General features: G+C 40.6%; 17 protein-coding genes. 7 read left to right on the forward strand and 10 right to left on the reverse strand.

The genetic code is table 11. The features are described 5' to 3' along the window. Window positions 1-173: 173 nt before the first annotated feature. Both ABWK04_00080 and ABWK04_00085 read right to left on the reverse strand, forming a co-directional pair. Window positions 174-1,469, reverse strand: coding sequence for a hypothetical protein (locus ABWK04_00080; protein ID MEZ0360279.1), 1,296 nt, complete (start codon window positions 1,467-1,469; stop codon window positions 174-176). Window positions 1,470-1,482: 13 nt separating this feature from the next. Next, window positions 1,483-2,889, reverse strand: coding sequence for a cytochrome C (locus ABWK04_00085; GenBank protein MEZ0360280.1), 1,407 nt, complete (start codon window positions 2,887-2,889; stop codon window positions 1,483-1,485). 128 nt (window positions 2,890-3,017) lie between these two features. Here ABWK04_00085 and ABWK04_00090 point away from each other — a divergent pair, with 128 nt between their 5' ends. Genes ABWK04_00090 through metF form a run of 3 tightly spaced genes read left to right on the forward strand, consistent with a single transcriptional unit; the run spans window position 3,018 to window position 4,521 of the window. Further along, on the forward strand, window positions 3,018-3,317 hold the full coding sequence (locus ABWK04_00090; protein MEZ0360281.1) for a GYD domain-containing protein: 300 nt from the start codon (window positions 3,018-3,020) through the stop codon (window positions 3,315-3,317). Next, complete coding sequence (locus tag ABWK04_00095; protein ID MEZ0360282.1) at window positions 3,318-3,665, forward strand: hypothetical protein; 348 nt, start codon at window positions 3,318-3,320, stop codon at window positions 3,663-3,665. It abuts the gene before it with no gap. Then, window positions 3,628-4,521 carry a methylenetetrahydrofolate reductase [NAD(P)H] gene (gene metF / locus ABWK04_00100; GenBank protein MEZ0360283.1) on the forward strand — a complete coding sequence of 298 codons (894 nt, stop codon included), beginning with the start codon at window positions 3,628-3,630 and terminating at the stop codon, window positions 4,519-4,521. The genes ABWK04_00095 and metF overlap by 38 nt, the downstream gene beginning before the upstream one ends. A gap of 1 nt (window position 4,522) precedes the next feature. On the opposite strand, the gene ABWK04_00105 is transcribed toward metF, so the two are convergent. Further along, on the reverse strand, window positions 4,523-5,935 hold the full coding sequence (locus tag ABWK04_00105) for a hypothetical protein (GenBank protein ID MEZ0360284.1): 1,413 nt from the start codon (window positions 5,933-5,935) through the stop codon (window positions 4,523-4,525). A gap of 86 nt (window positions 5,936-6,021) precedes the next feature. Beyond that, entirely contained in the window at window positions 6,022-7,983 is a 1,962-nt protein-coding gene (gene dnaB, locus ABWK04_00110) for a replicative DNA helicase (protein MEZ0360285.1), read from the reverse strand. 27 nt (window positions 7,984-8,010) lie between these two features. Here dnaB and ABWK04_00115 point away from each other — a divergent pair, with 27 nt between their 5' ends. Continuing rightward, window positions 8,011-8,877 carry a UbiA-like polyprenyltransferase gene (locus ABWK04_00115; protein ID MEZ0360286.1) on the forward strand — a complete coding sequence of 289 codons (867 nt, stop codon included), beginning with the start codon at window positions 8,011-8,013 and terminating at the stop codon, window positions 8,875-8,877. 39 nt (window positions 8,878-8,916) lie between these two features. Here ABWK04_00115 and ABWK04_00120 read toward each other — a convergent pair whose 3' ends face one another. After that, window positions 8,917-10,095: a porin gene (locus tag ABWK04_00120; GenBank protein ID MEZ0360287.1), complete on the reverse strand. Its 1,179-nt coding sequence runs from the start codon at window positions 10,093-10,095 to the stop codon at window positions 8,917-8,919. A gap of 139 nt (window positions 10,096-10,234) precedes the next feature. Here ABWK04_00120 and argH point away from each other — a divergent pair, with 139 nt between their 5' ends. Continuing rightward, entirely contained in the window at window positions 10,235-11,608 is a 1,374-nt protein-coding gene (gene argH, locus ABWK04_00125) for an argininosuccinate lyase (protein ID MEZ0360288.1), read from the forward strand. A gap of 2 nt (window positions 11,609-11,610) precedes the next feature. Further along, window positions 11,611-12,135 carry an archaemetzincin family Zn-dependent metalloprotease gene (locus ABWK04_00130; GenBank protein MEZ0360289.1) on the forward strand — a complete coding sequence of 175 codons (525 nt, stop codon included), beginning with the start codon at window positions 11,611-11,613 and terminating at the stop codon, window positions 12,133-12,135. Here the strand turns inward: ABWK04_00130 and ABWK04_00135 are convergent. The 5 genes from ABWK04_00135 to mnmE are packed head-to-tail and all read right to left on the reverse strand — an operon-like array spanning window position 12,103 to window position 17,540. Then, complete coding sequence (locus tag ABWK04_00135; protein ID MEZ0360290.1) at window positions 12,103-13,308, reverse strand: MFS transporter; 1,206 nt, start codon at window positions 13,306-13,308, stop codon at window positions 12,103-12,105. The genes ABWK04_00130 and ABWK04_00135 overlap by 33 nt on opposite strands. 11 nt (window positions 13,309-13,319) lie before the next feature. Then, the gene (hisB, locus tag ABWK04_00140; protein ID MEZ0360291.1) at window positions 13,320-13,898 is read right to left on the reverse strand and encodes an imidazoleglycerol-phosphate dehydratase HisB; all 579 of its coding nucleotides are present in this window, start codon (window positions 13,896-13,898) and stop codon (window positions 13,320-13,322) included. Further along, on the reverse strand, window positions 13,885-14,877 hold the full coding sequence (gene holA / locus ABWK04_00145; GenBank protein MEZ0360292.1) for a DNA polymerase III subunit delta: 993 nt from the start codon (window positions 14,875-14,877) through the stop codon (window positions 13,885-13,887). Before holA ends, hisB begins: the two co-directional genes overlap by 14 nt. Then, the gene (gene rho / locus ABWK04_00150) at window positions 14,877-16,175 is read right to left on the reverse strand and encodes a transcription termination factor Rho (protein ID MEZ0360293.1); all 1,299 of its coding nucleotides are present in this window, start codon (window positions 16,173-16,175) and stop codon (window positions 14,877-14,879) included. Before rho ends, holA begins: the two co-directional genes overlap by 1 nt. 12 nt (window positions 16,176-16,187) lie before the next feature. Then, window positions 16,188-17,540: a tRNA uridine-5-carboxymethylaminomethyl(34) synthesis GTPase MnmE gene (gene mnmE, locus ABWK04_00155; GenBank protein ID MEZ0360294.1), complete on the reverse strand. Its 1,353-nt coding sequence runs from the start codon at window positions 17,538-17,540 to the stop codon at window positions 16,188-16,190. Window positions 17,541-17,913: 373 nt separating this feature from the next. Between mnmE and ABWK04_00160 the strand changes: the two genes are divergently transcribed. After that, window positions 17,914-18,698, forward strand: a 785-nt coding sequence (locus tag ABWK04_00160; GenBank protein MEZ0360295.1) for a hypothetical protein, incomplete at its 3' end; no start/stop codon positions are given.

An 18,698-nucleotide genomic window follows, 5' to 3' on the forward strand; every position in this document is an offset into this window, starting at 1 on the left:
AGAGATCCTGCCAAATACGGACTTTCATCTGCGGAAGTTACGTTTGCTAAAAGAGATAATGATCCTGCATACCTACCAAAAAGTGTGGAAAAACACAGGGAGAAGATCGTGATCCTGGAAAATGGTGCCAAACTGATTATAAAAGAGTGACCGGGCAAAAGCCCGGTACCTAATCAACCGTAGTTTTTAACTATTACGATAAGACCTACACCAATAAACACAACCGCCCAGAGGACAACTACAAAGACGGAAGCATCTCCAAGATGGTGTTCCGTTTCAGAAGCCTCATAAACTCTCCCTTTTGGGGTTTTTCCTCCCTGATAAGCCATCCACCAAGCGTAGGCGTAAAGGATAAGACCAGTCACAAGTGTTCCAAAAAAGAGTAGCGGACTCAGAAGTTCAAGGTTTACCTTATAGCTATATATGGAATAGCCAAATCTGGCTGTTGAGGCAACCCTAAGATATTCCCTAAATACGGCTATAAGTATGACAGCCACCGCACCAGAAATTAGAGAAGGTAGAGCCATTTTTACTGGATCTTTTTGAGCTACAAAAATCACACCCGCAACGAGTAAAAGTCCCAATAGACTTAGCCAAGTGAATATACTTCCTTTTGCGCCCCAATCAGCTGGAATGGTAAGTATGTAAAGAATTTGAGAAGCGAGCCATCCTACACCTGCATAAAGGGCAAACCTTACCCCTACTTTGCCAGCCCAATCAAGGTATTCCCTATCCATATCTTCCCTGTTCCTAAAGTACCAGTTGTAAAGCATAAGAAATACACCTGTGACAGCTACAGATGGAAATAGAAGGAAGGAGAGATATCTGAAAATATTGAAGGCGTATATGTTCCATCCGCCCGTATTCATGGTGGTTCCACCGGAGGTATACCACTCTACCCACTTTTCCGGATATAGAGATTGGTAATTCACTACATGGATGATAAAGCCAACGAGAAGCAAAAAGATCACACCGAGAATGGACATAAACATGGAAAGCGGTGCTTTCTCCCTCGTAAAGTAAGCCCCCCATACAAAGTAGTAGCCTATAAGTAGAAATACTATAAAGAGTATGTACCACCAAGCCGAAAGATTAGCAGATGAGTACCATAAGGGATCGTATATGACCTGATAAAAGAGAAGTGGAGCAACACCAAGCACTATGGCTAAGGATACGGAAACCTTTGAAAGCTCAATAGTTGCCCTTGAGAGTCTTTGCCACCTCTCTTCCTTTTTTACAAAGCCGTATATAGCAAACAAAAGACCACCTATTGCAGTGTAAACGAAGAGTATGTGCAATGCCCATGTAAGTACCTGAAGTATCTGCATAACAACTGGGAAGAAGGGAGCGCCTGCTGGATCGGACATGGCTTTCAGCATGGAGGAGGTATCAACTGCGAGAGCTAACCTACCTCCCACGAGCATAAAAGACAACACACCGAGCAGAACCCATTTTAAAGCTTCTCTCATAGCTCGCACCTCCTTACTTTTTAGCCTCAGAAGAAGACGGAACTTCTATCTTTGCAGAAACTCTTCCACCCTTAGATATCATGTCGGCTATATATGCAGACAGGGCTTTTACCTCATCGTCAGTACCTGTGAGCTTTGGCATATAAGGAGGATGGCTGTTTCTGAGGTAGCTAACCAAAAAGCTGTAAATCGCATTTGGATCTGTCATGCCTGCAAACTTTTGTCCAAAGGGTCTAAGACCAGTAGATCCAGTCACGTTGTGACAACCTGAACATTCAAGTACAGCTACAACCTTTCCAGCCATTACTTGATTTTGAGGTGTTATCTTCCTAAGCGCATCTGGTACGAAGGCATTCACATTCAGGATTCCCTTTTGGTCTATGATAGGAACTTCTGACCTTATACCCTTAGCGGGTACATCCTTTGATATTATCTGATTTACCCATACAAACTCACCTGCAACGTATGGCTTTCTCAAGGTTTCCCTTATTTTCTCTTCCGGATATACACCCATGAAGAATATGAGTATATATATGGGGTAAGCCATCCAGAACCTCGCCATTGTGGGTCTAACCGCTGTCAGGAAAAAGTGAGCAAGTAAAACAAGAATTATGAGCATTATAGGTAACTTGAGGTATAGCGGTATAACGTTTTCAAGTATTACGTTACTCCTATTTGGAAGAGTTGAGATGTACCATACGAAGAACATAAGTCCGAATACAACACCTCCTATGCCCCAGTAAGACAAAGTCTTGACTATCTCTTTGTAGGTCTTTTCGCTTATATCCTTTTTCATAAGCCCCGCTATGGCAAGTCCTACAGTACCCGCTATGGCAAACATAAAGGATGTTCTCTCAAGTAGATGCGGAAAATAGTTCTTGTTATAAAAGGCATCAAGTATATTGCCTGTCTCAAACCATTTCTCGTGTCCTGGCGAGAGCATAAAGGACAATATGCCTACTATGATATACATGGTAGCCCACGAGCCTATGGCAAAGGTCCAGACGAGTCTCAACCAGCTCCTCTGGTCTATTTTCCCAAGCGTGTAAAAGAGTATGTAAACTAAGGTGACCTCAGCTATGAACCAGACCCACTCTGCAGCCCAGACCCACACGAAGTTGTGAATTAGAGCCGAAATTCCTCTGGGGTTTGCCACAGTTGCTGAAAACCATATACCCGGACCAGTTATGGAGCCAGATACGTAGGAAAAAATAAGAAGCCCCAGAAGGTACTTCTTTATGTACTCATATATCTGGGGTTGGTTCTCTCTGTATGCCTTGGTGGCAAGATAAGCAAGAAGTATGGACCCACCTACGGAAGTATGGGATGCCATAACGTGAATGGTGGCTATGATGGCTATGACAGTTGCACTTCCTACTGTCGGTACGTACCACATGGGATAAAAACCCAACACATCCATACTACGCACCTCCTAAGTTATATTAACGATAACTTAACAATAATTTAAACTGATTTTTATCATAAGTCAAGAGTTTTTTGATCTTTGCCGACAAGAGAATTAAAATATTTAGAAGGGAGGTAAAAAAGATGGCACTGTTTGTGATGCTTACAACCTTGACGGATGAAGGTATGAAGACATTAAAGCACAGACCCGAAAGGATAAAGGAAGTAGACAGGGAGGTTATGGAGCGCTTTGGGGTTAAGCTCATCGCTCAATATGCTGTCATGGGTCCGTATGACTTCGTGAACATACTCGAAGCGCCAGACAACGACACGGTAGTCAAGATGGCTATTGAACTTGGCTCAAGGGGGACAATAAGAACACTCACTATGCCGGCAATAGATGTGGATCAGCTCATAAAGGATCTGCAGGAACTCAGCAAGTGAATGCAAGATACGCTGGAGACCTTTTATAAAGTGATAACGGAGTATACGGATCTAAAATGGGCAAAAACGAGAGATGATCTCATAAGTAAGATCATAAAGATACTGAGAGCTTTTTCAGAAGGTAAAGATTTGGACCACATACTCAAGGAGAAAGTTCTAATCGCGGAGGTAGAACATTCTTTAGATTATCTTCACCAGTTTGCTCAAAAGCATGGGAATGAACTTGAAAAACTCATAAACGCTCTGAGTATATTTTTAAAATCACCCGCACCTTGCAAAATGAAGATTATAAAGCTTATGGAGGTATTCGTTGAAAATAGGAGAGATACTCAAACGGGGAACCTTTAGCATATCCTTTGAGTTCTTCCCACCAAAAACCGAAGAAGGCGAAAGGGATCTTTTTTCTACCATAAAGAGTCTTGAACACATATCACCTACATTTGTTTCAGTCACGTACGGGGCAGGGGGAAGTACACGAGATAAGACTAGGAGAATAGTAGAAAAGATACACAAAGAAACTCACCTGACCGTTATGGCACACCTAACGTGTATAGCCCATTCAAAGGAAGAGATTTTAGACATACTCAACGAATACAGAAAAATCGGTATAGAAAATATATTAGCTCTGAGAGGAGACATTCCCACCAATATACCTGACTTTAAGCCTCCAAATGGTGCCTGCAAACACGCTGACGAACTTGTAAGACTGATAAGAAGTAACTTTGGCGATTATTTTTCTATAGGTGTAGCCTCTTATCCGGAAGGACATCCAGAATCCCCAAATATGGAATGGGAGATAAGATACTTTAAAAAGAAAGTGATGGAAGGTGCCGACTTTTCTATAACGCAGATGTTTTTTATAAACGATTACTACTATGAGTTTCTTGACATGTGTTACAAGGAAGGGGTGAGTATACCCATAGTACCTGGTATAATGCCCATAACGAACTTTAGACAGGTAAGCAGATTCGCCTCTATGTGCGGTGCTACAATACCCGACGATCTAATAAGGAGACTCGAACCCTATGCGGATGATCAGGAAGAAACAACTAAAATAGGTATAGAGTTTGCCATAAGGCAGTGCGAGGATCTCCTGAGGAATGGCGCTCCAGGACTTCACTTTTATACCCTAAACAGATCCAGAGCTACACTTGAAATATATCAAGCCTTAGGAAATAGCATAGAGGCTCTCAGAAGAACATAACTTACGGTCCTATCTGTCTTAGGAAAGCGGGTATTTCTTCATCCTTTGTCCATCCGCATTCTTCAAGAGCTTTATCTACGACTTGTTCAAGCTTACGTGTCTTTTCTGCGAGATACTTGATGAAAGCTTCTCTCTTTCCTTTGAAGCTTTCGATCTCCTCCTGGCTCACTTCTGGAAATCTTGAAACTATCCTTTCTTTTACTATCTTCCACGCTGCTTGGTTACTGTAAAGCTTAAATTCTTTCCCTCTTACAGTTTCTTTAACTGCAAGACCTTTCAGGAAATCCATCCTTTCTGGATTTATGGTTATTATGGCTTCAGCCATGAGGGGATCAACTGTATAGAATATACCAAACATCTTTCCAAGAATTCTCCTTTGCGTTCTTACTATCACATCAATCTTGTCCTGTACCTGTTGTTCTACCTTATCGTAGATAAGCTCGTAGTAATTTAACTGTTCAAGTTCAAGACCCCCCAGGTACCTTATAAAGTTGGCAAGCTCATAATAGTTCACTCCCCTTTCTTCCTCTTCCAGTTCTTTCTTTACAGCCTTCTCAAGCTCTCCGTAATTGAGTATCACGTCAGTATGTACGGGAGGTATTATGTGGTAAGTGTCCGATTCCCAACCGGCTTTCCTGAGTATCTGTTCTGCCCCGCTCTCATCTATGTTATACTTATGCATAAGCAGTCTTTTTAGTCCATCCCTATCTTTCTTGTATCTATCAAGCTCCTCATCTGGTATGTCCACATCCACGTACACGAATCTTTCACCTCCTCCCTCCTTTATGAAGATGTTCTTCCTACCCTTTATGTGTCTCTTTATAAAAGCCCAATCTTCCTCCGTCATAATAGGTTCAGGATGCCACTCTCTTGCCATTTCCTCTTCAAGCTCAAGGTAAGGTACAGATTCGTACCAAGTAGCTTTGTTGAGTTTAGATTCTATGACCTCCTCAGTTTCTCCAAGTTTTCCCTTTACATACTCAATGAACTCCTTCCTTTTAAACTTGAACTTCTCTATTTCCTCAATAGTCAGTTCTGGAAATAGTATCCTAAGTTTGTACTTTATAAAATCCCAATTTCCAAAGAGATTTTGGGGTTCTACAGCTTCGTATCCATAAGGATTAGTTTTTAGAAACTCAAAATAATAGCCTAAAAAAGTCCTCACCCTTGGATCTGTAACTGCAAGGACTTTTATAAAGTCAGGGTCATAAAACTCTATTATACTCAGCAATCTCGCTATATTCACCTTTTTTATGTTGTGAAGGTGGCACAGCTCTATACGATATCTTTTTGGGATACCGCTATCAACACAGTATTCGTTAAGCACGTCCATCTCAGCCTTTAACATACTCCTAAAAAAGGCGAGCTTTTCTCTCTGATTGAGTTTATCCTTCGTAAGTACAAGCTCCAACATGTTCCCACCTCCTTATGGGTTTAATATAGTGTATACCTACCTCAGATACTATTAAAGTTTCTTAATTACACATAAGTGGAGATTATTTAAAAGTCAAGGTCGTAATCTTCTTCCGAAAAATCCTCAAGATCTGGTTCGTAGCTTTCTATCTTCTGCATATGTGAAGACTCAAGGGATTTAAAGCTTGCGGTATCTTTCATAAAGGCTACTTTAATGATACCGGTTGGGCCTTGCCTTTGCTTTGCAACAATTATCTCCGCAATACCTTGCTCTTCCGGTGGTGGATTTCTTTTGTAGTACTCGGGTCTGTGTATGAAGATTATTAGGTCTGCGTCCTGCTCAATCTGACCACTGTTATGCACTATTATGTGGTTTGCTACGAAGTTATGAGTTTCTGGAATGACTAAATCATAGGTGGGTTCTAAGCCTACAAGTCTTATTTCAACCACCTCATCAAAGAATATTTCTGATAAAGCGATTGTTTCTAAATCTTTATCTTCAAGAATACAAGTCACTTCATAAAGAACTTCCTCAGACATTTTCTTAATACCTTTTTCCTTTCCAATGAACCAACACAGTTCTTCAGGATGTTCAGAAATAATTTCGAGCTTTGGATATCTCTCTGACACAGCTATATAATCACCCACTTGTATATCTTTAAGCTCTTTCCATCCAAAAGGGGTAAGGAAGGGATGGTTGTTAGAAGCCTTTATAGACCTTCCACTCCTCGTCCTTAACTCATACACCTCCTTATAGCCAGAGAATACTACCTTTTCCACGGGCTTTGATACAATCTTCAAGGTGTTTAGGTCAAGGGAATAAACCTCTACACTTCTACCAGTCTTGTATAATTCCTCTATGGTATAGGATATGCCTGTCTTTGCATCTATTATGATAGTATCTCCAGAAAGGCATTCCCTCAGATCTGCCAATTGTGGTCTTTTGTCTGATCTGTGTTCCACTTGACGAGAGAGCTGTGCCAAGGCTACAACAGGTATAGATAGTTCTTTTGCTAAAGCTTTGAGATTCCTTGAGATTTCAGCTACCTCTTCCTGTCTTGAGGACTTTCTAACTGGGGGTCTGAGCAGTTGAAGGTAATCTATAAAGGCTACCTGTACACCTCTTTCCTTTTTGAGTTTTCTGGTTTTTATTCTCAGGTCTGTAGTTGAAAGGGTTGGCGTATCATCTATGTATATTTCACAGCGAGAAAGCTCAAGGGCAGAGCCTATGAGTCTGCTTCTTTCCTCCTCTTTGATAAAGCCCCTTCTCATATTCTGAAGGGGAACACCCGAGAGCATAGAAAGCGCTCTCATGGTGAGTTGTTCCTTGCTCATCTCAAGGGAATATATAATAACGGGGACTTTCTCTTCCATAGCCATATTTATAGCCATGGAGAGCATAAAACTGCTTTTACCCATACCCGGTCTTGCTGCTACGATCACAAGATCCGAAGGATGCAAACCCGTAGTGAGAATATCAAGATCCAAAAAGCCCGTAGCTCTACCTGTGATGAGTCTTTCTTCCTTCCTATGTTTTTCTATAATGTCTATTACCTTACTCGCCACCTCCCTTATGTGATGGTAATGACTTATCGTCTGTTTTTCAGATATTTCAAGCACGCGATGGGTAATCAAGTCAAGAAGTCTGTTAAAGTCAGGTTCTTCTTTTATACCCCTTAGTGTGTTAAAAGACAGATCCATTAAGCTCCTAAGTCCGGACTTTTCTTTTACGAGGTTTATAGCCTCTTGCAAAAGCGCTCCCTTTGCAGCTTCATCCACCAGAGCGTATATGAAAGACATATCTATCTTATCTTTGAGTCCATACCTGTTTATGTACTCTCTAAGAACAATATCATCCCAGTCTTTACCTTTGTCTTCCCACAGTTTGTATAATAGAGAGAAAAGCAATCTGTGATTATCTATGTAAAAGTCTTCCTCTCTCAGATACTCAAGAACCTGAGGAATGACCTCAGGGTCTAAGATCATGGCTCCAAGCACTGCCCTTTCAGCTAATTCATCGTAGGGAGGATCTATCTCAAAGTGTGTCATACGCTCTAATGCCTATAAAATATTTCTATGAGTTTAAAAGACAAGCTTATGGATTACGCACAGCTCATAAAGTTTGAACACACCATCTTTGCGCTTCCATTTGCTTTAGCTTCTCTGCTCTTGCTCTACGAATCCTTTCCAGGTTTTTGGAAGATCTTTTGGATAATAATAGCCTTGGTGAGTGCAAGAAGTGCCGGAATGGCTATTAACAGGTTCATAGACCTACCCATAGATGAGAAAAACCCCAGAACTAAAAACTGGGTACATGTCACAGGTAAGGTCAAAAGACATGAAATACTCGCTTTGATAATCATTTCCAGCACTATCTTTTTAATCTCCACACTCTTTATAAACCTTTATGCCTTTTTACTTTCTCCTCTGGTACTCTTCCTTCTTTGGATCTATCCTTACTCAAAGAGGTTTACGAACTTTCCTCATCTCATCCTTGGTGTGGTTTACTTTTTAATACCCTTAGGTGTGGATATTGCTCTTAATGAAAGGGTGTCCTTTCTGTCTATCCTTCTCGGTACAGCTATGGCTTTTTGGGTTGCAGGCTTTGACATTCTTTACTCACTTCAGGATTATGAGTTTGATAAGATTTATGGAGTAAAGTCTGTAGCTGTCAAACTTGGCATAAGTGGTGCCATAATCCTTTCAAGATTATTTCACCTCGTAACACTATCCTCTTTGATAGCTTTAGGATTCGTTTCTCAAAAACTTGGCTCATTTTACTTTTTGGGAATTTTGACGCTCGCCGGTTTTTTGTTTTACGAACACTCGCTTGTGAAGCCTTCAGATCTTTCTAAAATCAATAAAGCCTTCTTTACAATAAATGGGTATGTGAGCATAATCTTCCTTTTGATAGTGCTTGTTGATACTGTTTTCATTAAATAAAAAACCCCGCAGAGGGCGGGGCTGAACTTTTATGAGAGCTTAGAACTGGGTTTGAAGGGCAAGCGTCCAGTCGGTGTAATTCTTCTCGTTTGGAGCTTTATTTTTGAGACTTACAACGTCAGCACCAAGCTGGATTTTGGCATCTTGACCCTTTATGTAGTAGTTGAGGAATACACCTGTTCTGTCAGTGTCCCTATTTGCAGCACTCTTGTCATCTTGCTTTTCGTACCTTACAGCAAGAGCAGGTTTCCCTAAACCAACTACTTGATCGTAGAGAAGCTGAGCTTGCGCGTACCAAACTTTATTTTTCGTCTTTGCAGTGCCTATAGGCGTACCTGCGGGCATATCCTTGTTATCCTGATAGCCAAGCTGTAGGTTAGGAACTATGTCACCGAACTTTTGCTCCCACATAGCGTCAACGGTCCAGGCTTTTGCGGTACCGGAGTTTCCTGCACCATCATCCCACTTTTGGGAGTTGTAACCGAGACCTATGGTCAGGACGTTTTGCTTTCCGAGGTATGTATCTGCGAGGGTAAAGCCTTTTTCACCCTTAAAGCCAAGCATGGTGGGTGTAAACTGTATCCTTCCAGCAAAAGCAAGATTGTCCTTTACACCCAAAGCTCCGGATGCGTGGTCCCACCTTCCGTCAAAAACACCGAGTTGATACTTGAGCATCCCATCGGCTATGTTACCCCAGAGGGTTACACCCGCATCCCTGTAAGCGTTGGCAATGTCAGAACCTATGGTGAAGGGTGTAAAGAAGTTACCTCTGGTGCTGTAGCCATAGCCTGTAGGTATCACATAAGTATAGCTGTCAGTCAGAGATGCCCTGCTGAAGGGAAGTCTGTAAAGACCTGCCATAAGCTGGACCTCTTCCATAGGTCTGAGATTGATAAAGGCATCATTTACCCTTGAGGCTCTCGTACCTTGATGTGTTCCTCTACCAGTAACGCCAAGGTCATGAACCGCAAAGTCCAGGTTTGCACCAAACTGGACCATCTTGTTGACCTGACCGCTGAAGTAGATCCTGGCGTTGTTGATGGAGAAGTCCGTCAGATCCTTACCGCCTGGGGTAGTTTTGCCAAGCCTTTGTGCCCATATTTGGAGCTTTAGCCCCATGTTGGCAAAGGTGTCTTCATCAACCCTTATAACCGCTGCCTGAGAAGGCAATACCGCTGCTCCCATCAGGGCTGCCATTGCCAAAAGGCTCTTCCTCATGTTCTTACCCTCCTTTGAAGGATTTGATGCCTTAAATAATACCACACAGAAAAACCTTTGTCAAGAGTTTCAGACTGTTTTAAAAAATGAAGCGAATAATAACAATAGTTTAAATCTCAGAGTTTTTATAATATTTAAAATGCGAAAACCTTGGGAAGGAAGATTCAAAGAAAAAACGCAGGAATTTGTAGAAAAGTTTACCCAATCGGTGAGTTTTGACAAAAGGCTCGCACTTGAGGACATAACACAGAGTTTGGCACACATAAAAACACTCTACGAAGCAGGCATACTTACACAAGAGGAGATGCTAACTCTTCAAAACGTTCTTGAAGATATAAAAAGGGAAATACAGGAAGGAAGATTCGTTTTCAGTGAGGAGCTTGAGGATGTACATATGAATATAGAGGCTGAACTTATAAGAAGATCTGGAGAAGTCGGAGGAAAACTCCACACTGGTAGGTCAAGGAACGATCAGATTGCCACTGACGAAAAACTTTACATAAAAAAGGAGATAAAAGAGTGTATAATGCTTTTGAAAGATCTCAGAAAGAAGCTCGTCAAACTTGCGGAAAACTCGGTAGATGTTATTATGCCAGCTTACACACACTTGCAGAGGGCACAGCCGATAAGACTTTCCCATTACTTTTTAGCTTACAGGGAGATGTTTTTGGGTGATGAACTGAGATTTTGTTATGCATATAGAATGACCGATTTTCTACCTTTGGGTTCTGGAGCGGTTGCAGGTGTTGACTTTCCGCTGAATAGATTTTTTACAGCTAAGGAGCTAAATTTCAGGGCTTTGGTTAGAAACTCATTGCAAGCTACATCCGATAGGGATTATGTGCTTGATACTCTCTACGCCTGTGCGGTTGTTGGCATGCATCTGTCAAGGCTTTCCGAAGATCTTATACTATGGTCAACACAAGAGTTCGGATTCGTAGAGCTTCCAGATAGGCTATGCACGGGAAGTTCTATAATGCCACAAAAGAAAAACCCTGATGTACTTGAGCTGATAAGAGGAAAAACGGGAAGGCTTTACGGAAATCTCCTCTCTTTGCTTACCTCCCTGAAAGGTCTTCCCACAGCTTACAACAGGGATCTTCAGGAGGACAAAGAACCTCTATTTGATAGTATTGATACGGTAAAGGCTTGTATAGAGGCTATGAATTTAGTTCTTGATGGTTTGAGTTTAAGGGTTGAAAATATGACACCTCCCTTTGGTGATCCCATCATCGCTACAGATCTTGCCAACTATCTCGTAATGAAGGGTTTGCCTTTCAGGGAAGCTCACAGGGTAGTAGGGAATCTGATAGCTTACCTTTTGTCAGAAAACAGGAGCTTAGGGGATATAAAGCTTGAGGAACTAAGAGATTTTTCTCCCCTATTTGATGAAGATGCCTTGAGCTTACTTGATCCAAAAGTGGTTGCAGACAGAAGGAGAACCTACGGAGGAACAGCAAAAGAAGAAGTACTCAGACAGATAGAGGTAGCAAAAAGGGAAGAAGGCATGTAAATATGTACATATATCTTGTGACTTTCGGAAATATAGAAAAGAGATTGCTTTTTGGAATTGCCAAGAATGTGAAGGAAACTTTCGGTTTTGAGGTGAGATTATCCTCTGTGGCATCCCCTTTGAAACATGCCTACGATCATGAAAGGAAGCAGTACGTAGGAGAAAAGATCCTTGACTATCTTTCAACCTTGAACTATCCAGAACTTCTGAAGATCTTGGCTTTGATAAGTTGGGATATGTATGCGGAAGGCTTTAACTTCGTGTTTGGGCTTGCAAAGATCCAAGGTAGAGAAGCTATAGTAAGCACTTTTAGACTATTTTCGCGCGATGAACGCCTTTTCTTTGAAAGGGTTTTCAAAGAGGTGAATCATGAACTTGGACACACCTTCGGTCTTGGACATTGTCCCGATCGTAGATGCGTTATGAGTTTCTCAAACTCCATTGACGATACGGATCACAAAAGTAAAAACTTCTGTACCTCTTGTAAAACTAAGCTAAAGACTGCTATTGCCGAGCTTACCTTCTGAATAGAGGCTACTGAACCACAGATAAGTGAAAACAGACCAGAGCACACACACGATGACTGCAGACACAAGTAGATACTGGATACCATACTTAAGGGTAAGTCCACCCCAAAGACCTCCTACAAAGGCTCCGAGAAACTGGTTCGTGTTGAAAAATCCCAAAGACAGACCCCTGAGATCCCTGTGCGTTAGCTTGGTAAGAAGGGAAGGTATTATAGGTTCAAGCAGGTGAAAACCTATAAAAAAGAAAAGTACCAGAAGTACGCTTCCCCAAAAACCCTTCACAAGGTCATGAAATAAAAAGCCTACAAGTATGGAAAGTATACCTAAAATAAAAACTTCTCTAAACTTACCCCTTTTTTCCGCCACTATGGTGGAAGGTACCATTATTATCAAGGATATCAAAACTGCGGGCAGATAAACTTCCCAATGCTTAGGCTTGGGGAAATCATAGGTGTAAACGAATTCGTACGGTATAACCGTGAATATGGAAACTAAGAAAGCGTGAAGTATACCTATGGAGAAATTAAGCATGAGCTGATTCTTATCTGTGAGCAGTATAGCGAAGTTCCGTAAAGATGGTTTTATCTCCCTGTCTTGAGCGTGGACTTTAGGTTCTGGTATGAAAAAAGCTAAGTATAAGGTTGCCAGCAGGCTAAGAAAGGCAGTTAGAAAAAACAGAGAGGGGACACCTATGTATCCTGCGAGTACGGGAGCAAGGGTTATACTCAAAGCAAAGACTATACCTATGGATGCACCTATGTGGGCAAAAGCTCTCGTTCTCACCTCTTCCCTTGTCAGATCTGCGGCTAAAGCGATCATTGCGGAAGATACAGCACCAAAACCCTGCACGAACCTTGCCACTACCATACTCCATATGTTGGTAGCAAGCCCACCCATAAGACTGCCAATTATGTAAGTGATCATTCCAAAAACTATAATAGGCTTTCTACCGTACTTATCAGAGAGGTATCCAAAAGGTATCTGCAAAAAGGCTTGTGCGAAGCCGTATATCCCTATGGCAAGACCTATAAGCTGAGGAGAAGCACCTTCAAGAGTTTTCAGGTATGGTGATAAGACGGGTAAAAGTAAAAAAAGACCGAGCATCCTAACTGCTACAGCAAAGGTTATACCCAAGACAGCCTTTATCTCTTGAGATGTAAATTCCTTGTGCATGTCAACACCTCCTATATAATTCCCTTTGTAGAAGGTATTTGAGTACCGCTTAAGGATACGGCGTCTCTGACAGTTCTCGCAAAGGATTTAAAGCAGGCTTCTGCTACGTGGTGAAGTATTTTACCGCTTATAACCCTTATATGAAGTGTACTTTTGGATGCTATAGCAAAACCCTTGAAAAATTCCCATATGAGTTCAAAGTCAAAATCCGTTATCTTACCCCTAAGACCCAAGTCTTCATAAAAGAATAGAGGTCTTCCAGATATATCCATACTGCTCAAAACCAAAGCCTCGTCCATAGGTATGACGCTGTAACCAAACCTACTTATACCCTTCTTATCGCTCAGAGCTTTTTCAAAAGCGTCACCTATAACTATTCCTATGTCCTCCACCGTATGGTGATGTGAAACATGCACATCTCCGTCCGCATAGACTCTCAAATCAAAGCCTGAGTGTTTGGAAAAGGTTTCAATCATGTGATTAATAAAGCCTACGGGCGTTTTAACTTCGTAAGAGCCTGTACCGTCAAGATTTATGTAAACTTCTATGCTCGTTTCCTTTGTTTCTCTCTTTACCTTAGCTTCCCGCATACCTAAGGTATTCTATCACAAAATTCTTCAAGCTTTCTTGAGGATCAGCAAAATATACTTTTTCTGCTATATCAAGAGTATGGAGCTTTAAAATTAGGTTTTTCACCTCCATTGCTGTAAATTTCTCCATATAAATCTTAAAACTATGCCTCAGGTATGGATTGTTTAAGCTTAGTTCCGTAAAGATCTTATCTTTATCGGTCTGATCTCTTGCGCTGGTAAAGGCTACAAAGAGTCTTATAGAGTAATTTATTAGGATTGCCTGTATTTGCAAAGGAGATATGCCTGATTTTAGCAGGGAAGAAAGGTATACAAGGGACTTTTCCATGTCTTTGGTGTAAAAAGCATTTATAAAGTCAAAGATTGTATATTCTGCACTTGAAAAACAGACACTTTTTACATCTTCAAGCGTTATTTTCCCTTCTTTGTAAAGGAGGAGTTTGTCAACCTCGTTCTTCAACTCTACAAGATTGTAAGATGTGATCTCAAGTAGATACTCAAGGGCAGACTCATCTATGTCCCTTCCTTCCTTCACAAATCTACTTTTAACAAGCTCCCTTACCTTTCTTTTGTCAGGGCTTTTTGCTTCAAGAAAGTCACCTATGCTGAGTATGGTCTTTAGCGGTTCCTTCTCAAGCTGAGATTTATTGATTTTTTCTGAAATTACGAAAAATACACTCACCTTATTGAGCTTTTTTGCTAAGGATACAAAGTAAGCGCCATCTTTAACGCTCTTGAGAAATTCCTCCCCTTTTTTCACCACAAATACCTTCTTTTTTCTCGTAAACATTTCACCTTCGGTAAGCATGGAGAAAAAGGATTTTCGTTCTAATTCGTCACCCCACAAGAGTTTTACCTCATAAAGGGATGAAAGTTTATCTGTAAAGGTTTTCAAAACGTATTCATCTTCCGACTGCACTATATTCAAAGGTTTTATCTCTCTATTTTCTAAGCCTTTTTGATACTCAAGCAGGTTCATCAGGAATGCATAGCCTTAAGGAAATCTTTATTTGTCTTAAATTTCTTAAGCTTATCAAGGAGAAACTCCATAGCTTCAATAGCGTCCATCGTTGCAAGAAATTTCCTGAGTACCCATACCCTTTGAAGTTCCCACTCTTCAAGTAAAAGCTCTTCCTTTCTCGTACCGGACTTTTCTATGTTTATAGCCGGGAATATCCTTCTCTCCATGAGTCTCCTATCTAAGTGTATTTCCATATTACCTGTACCTTTGAACTCTTCGTATATAACATCGTCCATCTTAGAACCCGTTTCAATAAGAGCTGTAGCTATTATGGTGAGAGATCCCCCTTCTTCTATATTCCTCGCAGCACCGAAAAACTTTTTAGGTCTTTGAAGGGCAGTTGCTTCTATCCCTCCAGTCAACACCCTTCCAGTAGGTGGTGTTACAGCATTAGATGCTCTCCCAAACCTCGTCATAGAGTCAAGGAGTATAACCACATCCTGTTTTAGTTCAACAAGCCTTTTCGCCTTTTCTACAACAAGCTCGGCAACCTGCATGTGTCTCTCCGGAGGTTCGTCAAAAGTGGAAGCTACCACTTCGGCACCTTCACCCACTATCCTCCTCATCTCAGTAACTTCTTCAGGTCTTTCGTCAATGAGCAGTATAATCAGGTGAACTTCCGGATGATTTTGGATTAGCGCTCTTGCTATTTTCTGAAGCAGAACAGTTTTTCCAGCTTTTGGAGGTGCCACTATAAGACCTCTCTGCCCCTTTCCTATAGGTGTGAGAAGGCTTATGACCCTTGTGGATAGCTCTGTTGGTGACGTTTCTAAATTGAACCTTTCCGTAGGGTGATAAGGTGTTAACTTTTCAAATACTGGTCTCGATTTTAATATTTCAGGTTCTGGAGGTAAACCGTTAACTGATTCTATCTTTATAAGGGCTTGGTACTTCTCTTTCTCCTGTGGTGGTCTTGCAAAACCTATAATGGTATCACCGGTTCTCAGCCCAAACTTTTTTATCTGGGACGGAGAGACGTAAACATCTGTAGAACTCGGCATATAATTGTTTTCAGAACTTCTGATAAAGCCGTAGCTTTCCGGCAATATCTCAAGAACACCTTTGACAAAGTTAAGCCCTTCCTCTTTTGCCTGAGTCGTGAGGATCTTTTCTATAAGTTCCTCTTTTCTCAAACCTGTTACTCTGGAAAGATCAAGCTCCCTTCCCAACTTTTGAAGCTCTCCTAAGGACATCTTTCTAAGCTCCTCATATGAGTAAATCTTTTTTTCTTGCGTTGTTTGTGTTTCCTGTTCCATAATTAACCTCCTTTATTTTCCTATGCAAAATCTTGAGAAGATAGCATTCAACATGTCTTCTGTAGTTATCGCACCCACGATTTCGTCAAGGTAATTGAGAGCCTCCCTTAGTTCCAGTGCGAGTATTTCCGTTGAAATCTCCTCACGCCCAAGTTTATTTATAAGTGGTCTTATAACTTTCAAAGATTTAGTCAGAAGATCTGCATGACGTGTTGATACGTAAACTTTCATACTATCATAGCCAAAAACACCTACCTTTTCAAGCATAACCTTCCTTAACCTTTCTATCCCCTCTCCAGTTTTAGCGCTAACGCATATACCATCTGAAAAGATCTTTATCACAGATGGATCTCTTCCCAGGTCCATTTTATTCAACACTTTTATATGATCTTTCTTCTTAACTAAATTATACACATCCCAGTCATCCTTTTCAAGAGGTTTAGAGCAGTCCACTACAAAAAGTACGAGATCAGCAGACTCTATATTTTCTATACTCTTTTGGATACCTATTTTCTCCACATGGTCATGCGTTTCCCTTATACCTGCTGTATCCACGAGATTTATTGGTATGCCTTCCATGTGCATTTGCTCCTGAAGGAAATCCCTCGTAGTTCCCGGTATATCAGTAACTATGGCTCTGTTCTTACCGAGCAAAGCATTAAACAAAGAGGACTTTCCCACATTCGGTTTGCCCACTATGGCTAAATTTATACCCCTTCTTATATATTCACCCATCTTAACAGTTGACACTAAACCTTCTATATTTTCCCGTATATTCTCCAATATACTTAACATCTCTTTATTGGTAATGGTAGGAATGTCCTGTTCAGAAAACTCTATATCAGCTTCCACGTATGCCAAAAGGTCAAGGAGTTTTTCCCTAAGGGGTGCTATATAGTTAGAAAGTTCTCCACTAAGCTGTCGCAAAGCCACCTGCCTTGCAAGGTCAGTCTTAGCACTTATAAGATCGGCTACAGCTTCTGCTTGTGTGATGTCCATTTTTCCATTAAGGAAAGCCCGTTTAGTAAATTCTCCAGGTTCGGCAAGTCTAATTCCTTCCCTAAGAAATATCTCAATAGCTCTTTTCAGTATAAGGGGATTTCCATGAAGGCACATCTCTATCATGTCCTCACCGGTGTAAGAAGCAGGTGCCTTGTAGTATATAAATATACCCTCGTCAAGCACTTTACCATCCTCATCCAAAAGTCTAAAAAAGTGAGCGTAACGCGGCTTTAACTCACCCTTTATGCTCACATACCTTTTTACCTTTTCCAGTATACCGCTACCTGAGATTCTCAACATGCCTATAGCACTCTCACCATAAGGCGTTGCTATAGCAATTATGGGTTCTCTAAGTTTAATCATGGATTACCGCTGCCTGTTTGGTTATTAAGATAGCACTTTTTTAAAAATTTTCAAGCAAAAATTTTTCAAGCAGGCTTTATAATATATATTGAGGGGGTAATATGGGTAAAGAAAATGTTATTACGCTCTATCCCTCAAGCTGGCTCTATAGTGGTTTATAGAAATTATCTCCATTCGGCTGGAAAGATGTTTTTAAAGGATTTGTTAATATATGTAGTGTATGATAAGCATATAAACCTGCTCCTGTAGTCCGTCCTTATGCATGTGTGCCCTGAGGCTTCAAACTTTACCAAAAGGCGGATGGTAAAATTATAAACCCTTCTCAATTGAGCAGTTAACAAAATTGTGTTCCATGCTAAAATATGATAGTGATATGATAGTGAATAGGGGGATGCTTATGCCAGAGATTGTTCTATACCCTTCCAGCTGGCTGTACAATGCAGGTGTCATAGGTTTTTTAAGGGTTCTGAAGGAGTATGGGGAAAATGTAGAGAACTTTTTGCAGGATGATGGTAGTGTAAAGATTAATAGCTGTATCTTCCCTAAAATTGATGTTAATAAGTTTTACATTGATAAAAACACGAGAAAAATAAGCATAATAGGAAAGAATCAATTCTACAAAAATTATATTCAAAAAGGATGGGAATTAGCTTTTGAAAAATTTGTTAAGGAATCATTACCTAAAGCTCAAAAAGCTCAAAATTTAAACAAATGTGATATTTGTGGTGAAGGATACGTAATAAATTTACAAAATATCCAAGACCAAAATTCGGAAGTCATTGAAAATATTAAAAAATTTATAAATGGAATAAGAAAATTTGATGCAAGATTAAATAGTATATTAGGTCCGTCAAAAGGAGAATTTCCTAATAGCTTTTGGAGTTGTACAGCAAGTTTAAGAGTTTGTGATTTATGCGGCTATATCCTTATACATCATCATCTATCTTTAACGAAACTTCAAGATGGTTCTGAAATATTCATAAACGCTCCATCTTTTAAGCTCATGTGGCATCTAAATAATTATGTACGCACCTTGTACGGAGGAAAAGAAATAAAGGGAGCAAAGGAAGTTTTAGGTATATCTCTAATAGAATTAGTTACTAAACTCAACATTCATTTAGGCAGATGGGAAAAAATGAATATAGAGGTAGTAAGTAA

This window comes from Hydrogenobacter sp. (assembly GCA_041287335.1).
GTDB lineage: Bacteria > Aquificota > Aquificia > Aquificales > Aquificaceae > Hydrogenobacter.

What these genes read in the sequence shown, in the direction of transcription:
- ABWK04_00080 (MEZ0360279.1), bottom strand. Translation starts at nt 1,469, where the DNA reads ATGAGAGAAGCTTTAAAATGGGTTCTGCTCGGTGTGTTGTCTTTTATG.
- ABWK04_00085 (MEZ0360280.1), bottom strand. Translation starts at nt 2,889, where the DNA reads ATGGATGTGTTGGGTTTTTATCCCATGTGGTACGTACCGACAGTAGGA.
- ABWK04_00090 (MEZ0360281.1), top strand. Translation starts at nt 3,018, where the DNA reads ATGGCACTGTTTGTGATGCTTACAACCTTGACGGATGAAGGTATGAAG.
- ABWK04_00095 (MEZ0360282.1), top strand. Translation starts at nt 3,318, where the DNA reads ATGCAAGATACGCTGGAGACCTTTTATAAAGTGATAACGGAGTATACG.
- ABWK04_00105 (MEZ0360284.1), bottom strand. Translation starts at nt 5,935, where the DNA reads ATGTTGGAGCTTGTACTTACGAAGGATAAACTCAATCAGAGAGAAAAG.
- dnaB (MEZ0360285.1), bottom strand. Translation starts at nt 7,983, where the DNA reads ATGACACACTTTGAGATAGATCCTCCCTACGATGAATTAGCTGAAAGG.
- ABWK04_00115 (MEZ0360286.1), top strand. Translation starts at nt 8,011, where the DNA reads ATGAGTTTAAAAGACAAGCTTATGGATTACGCACAGCTCATAAAGTTT.
- ABWK04_00120 (MEZ0360287.1), bottom strand. Translation starts at nt 10,095, where the DNA reads ATGAGGAAGAGCCTTTTGGCAATGGCAGCCCTGATGGGAGCAGCGGTA.
- argH (MEZ0360288.1), top strand. Translation starts at nt 10,235, where the DNA reads ATGCGAAAACCTTGGGAAGGAAGATTCAAAGAAAAAACGCAGGAATTT.
- ABWK04_00130 (MEZ0360289.1), top strand. Translation starts at nt 11,611, where the DNA reads ATGTACATATATCTTGTGACTTTCGGAAATATAGAAAAGAGATTGCTT.
- ABWK04_00135 (MEZ0360290.1), bottom strand. Translation starts at nt 13,308, where the DNA reads ATGCACAAGGAATTTACATCTCAAGAGATAAAGGCTGTCTTGGGTATA.
- hisB (MEZ0360291.1), bottom strand. Translation starts at nt 13,898, where the DNA reads ATGCGGGAAGCTAAGGTAAAGAGAGAAACAAAGGAAACGAGCATAGAA.
- holA (MEZ0360292.1), bottom strand. Translation starts at nt 14,877, where the DNA reads ATGAACCTGCTTGAGTATCAAAAAGGCTTAGAAAATAGAGAGATAAAA.
- rho (MEZ0360293.1), bottom strand. Translation starts at nt 16,175, where the DNA reads ATGGAACAGGAAACACAAACAACGCAAGAAAAAAAGATTTACTCATAT.
- mnmE (MEZ0360294.1), bottom strand. Translation starts at nt 17,540, where the DNA reads ATGATTAAACTTAGAGAACCCATAATTGCTATAGCAACGCCTTATGGT.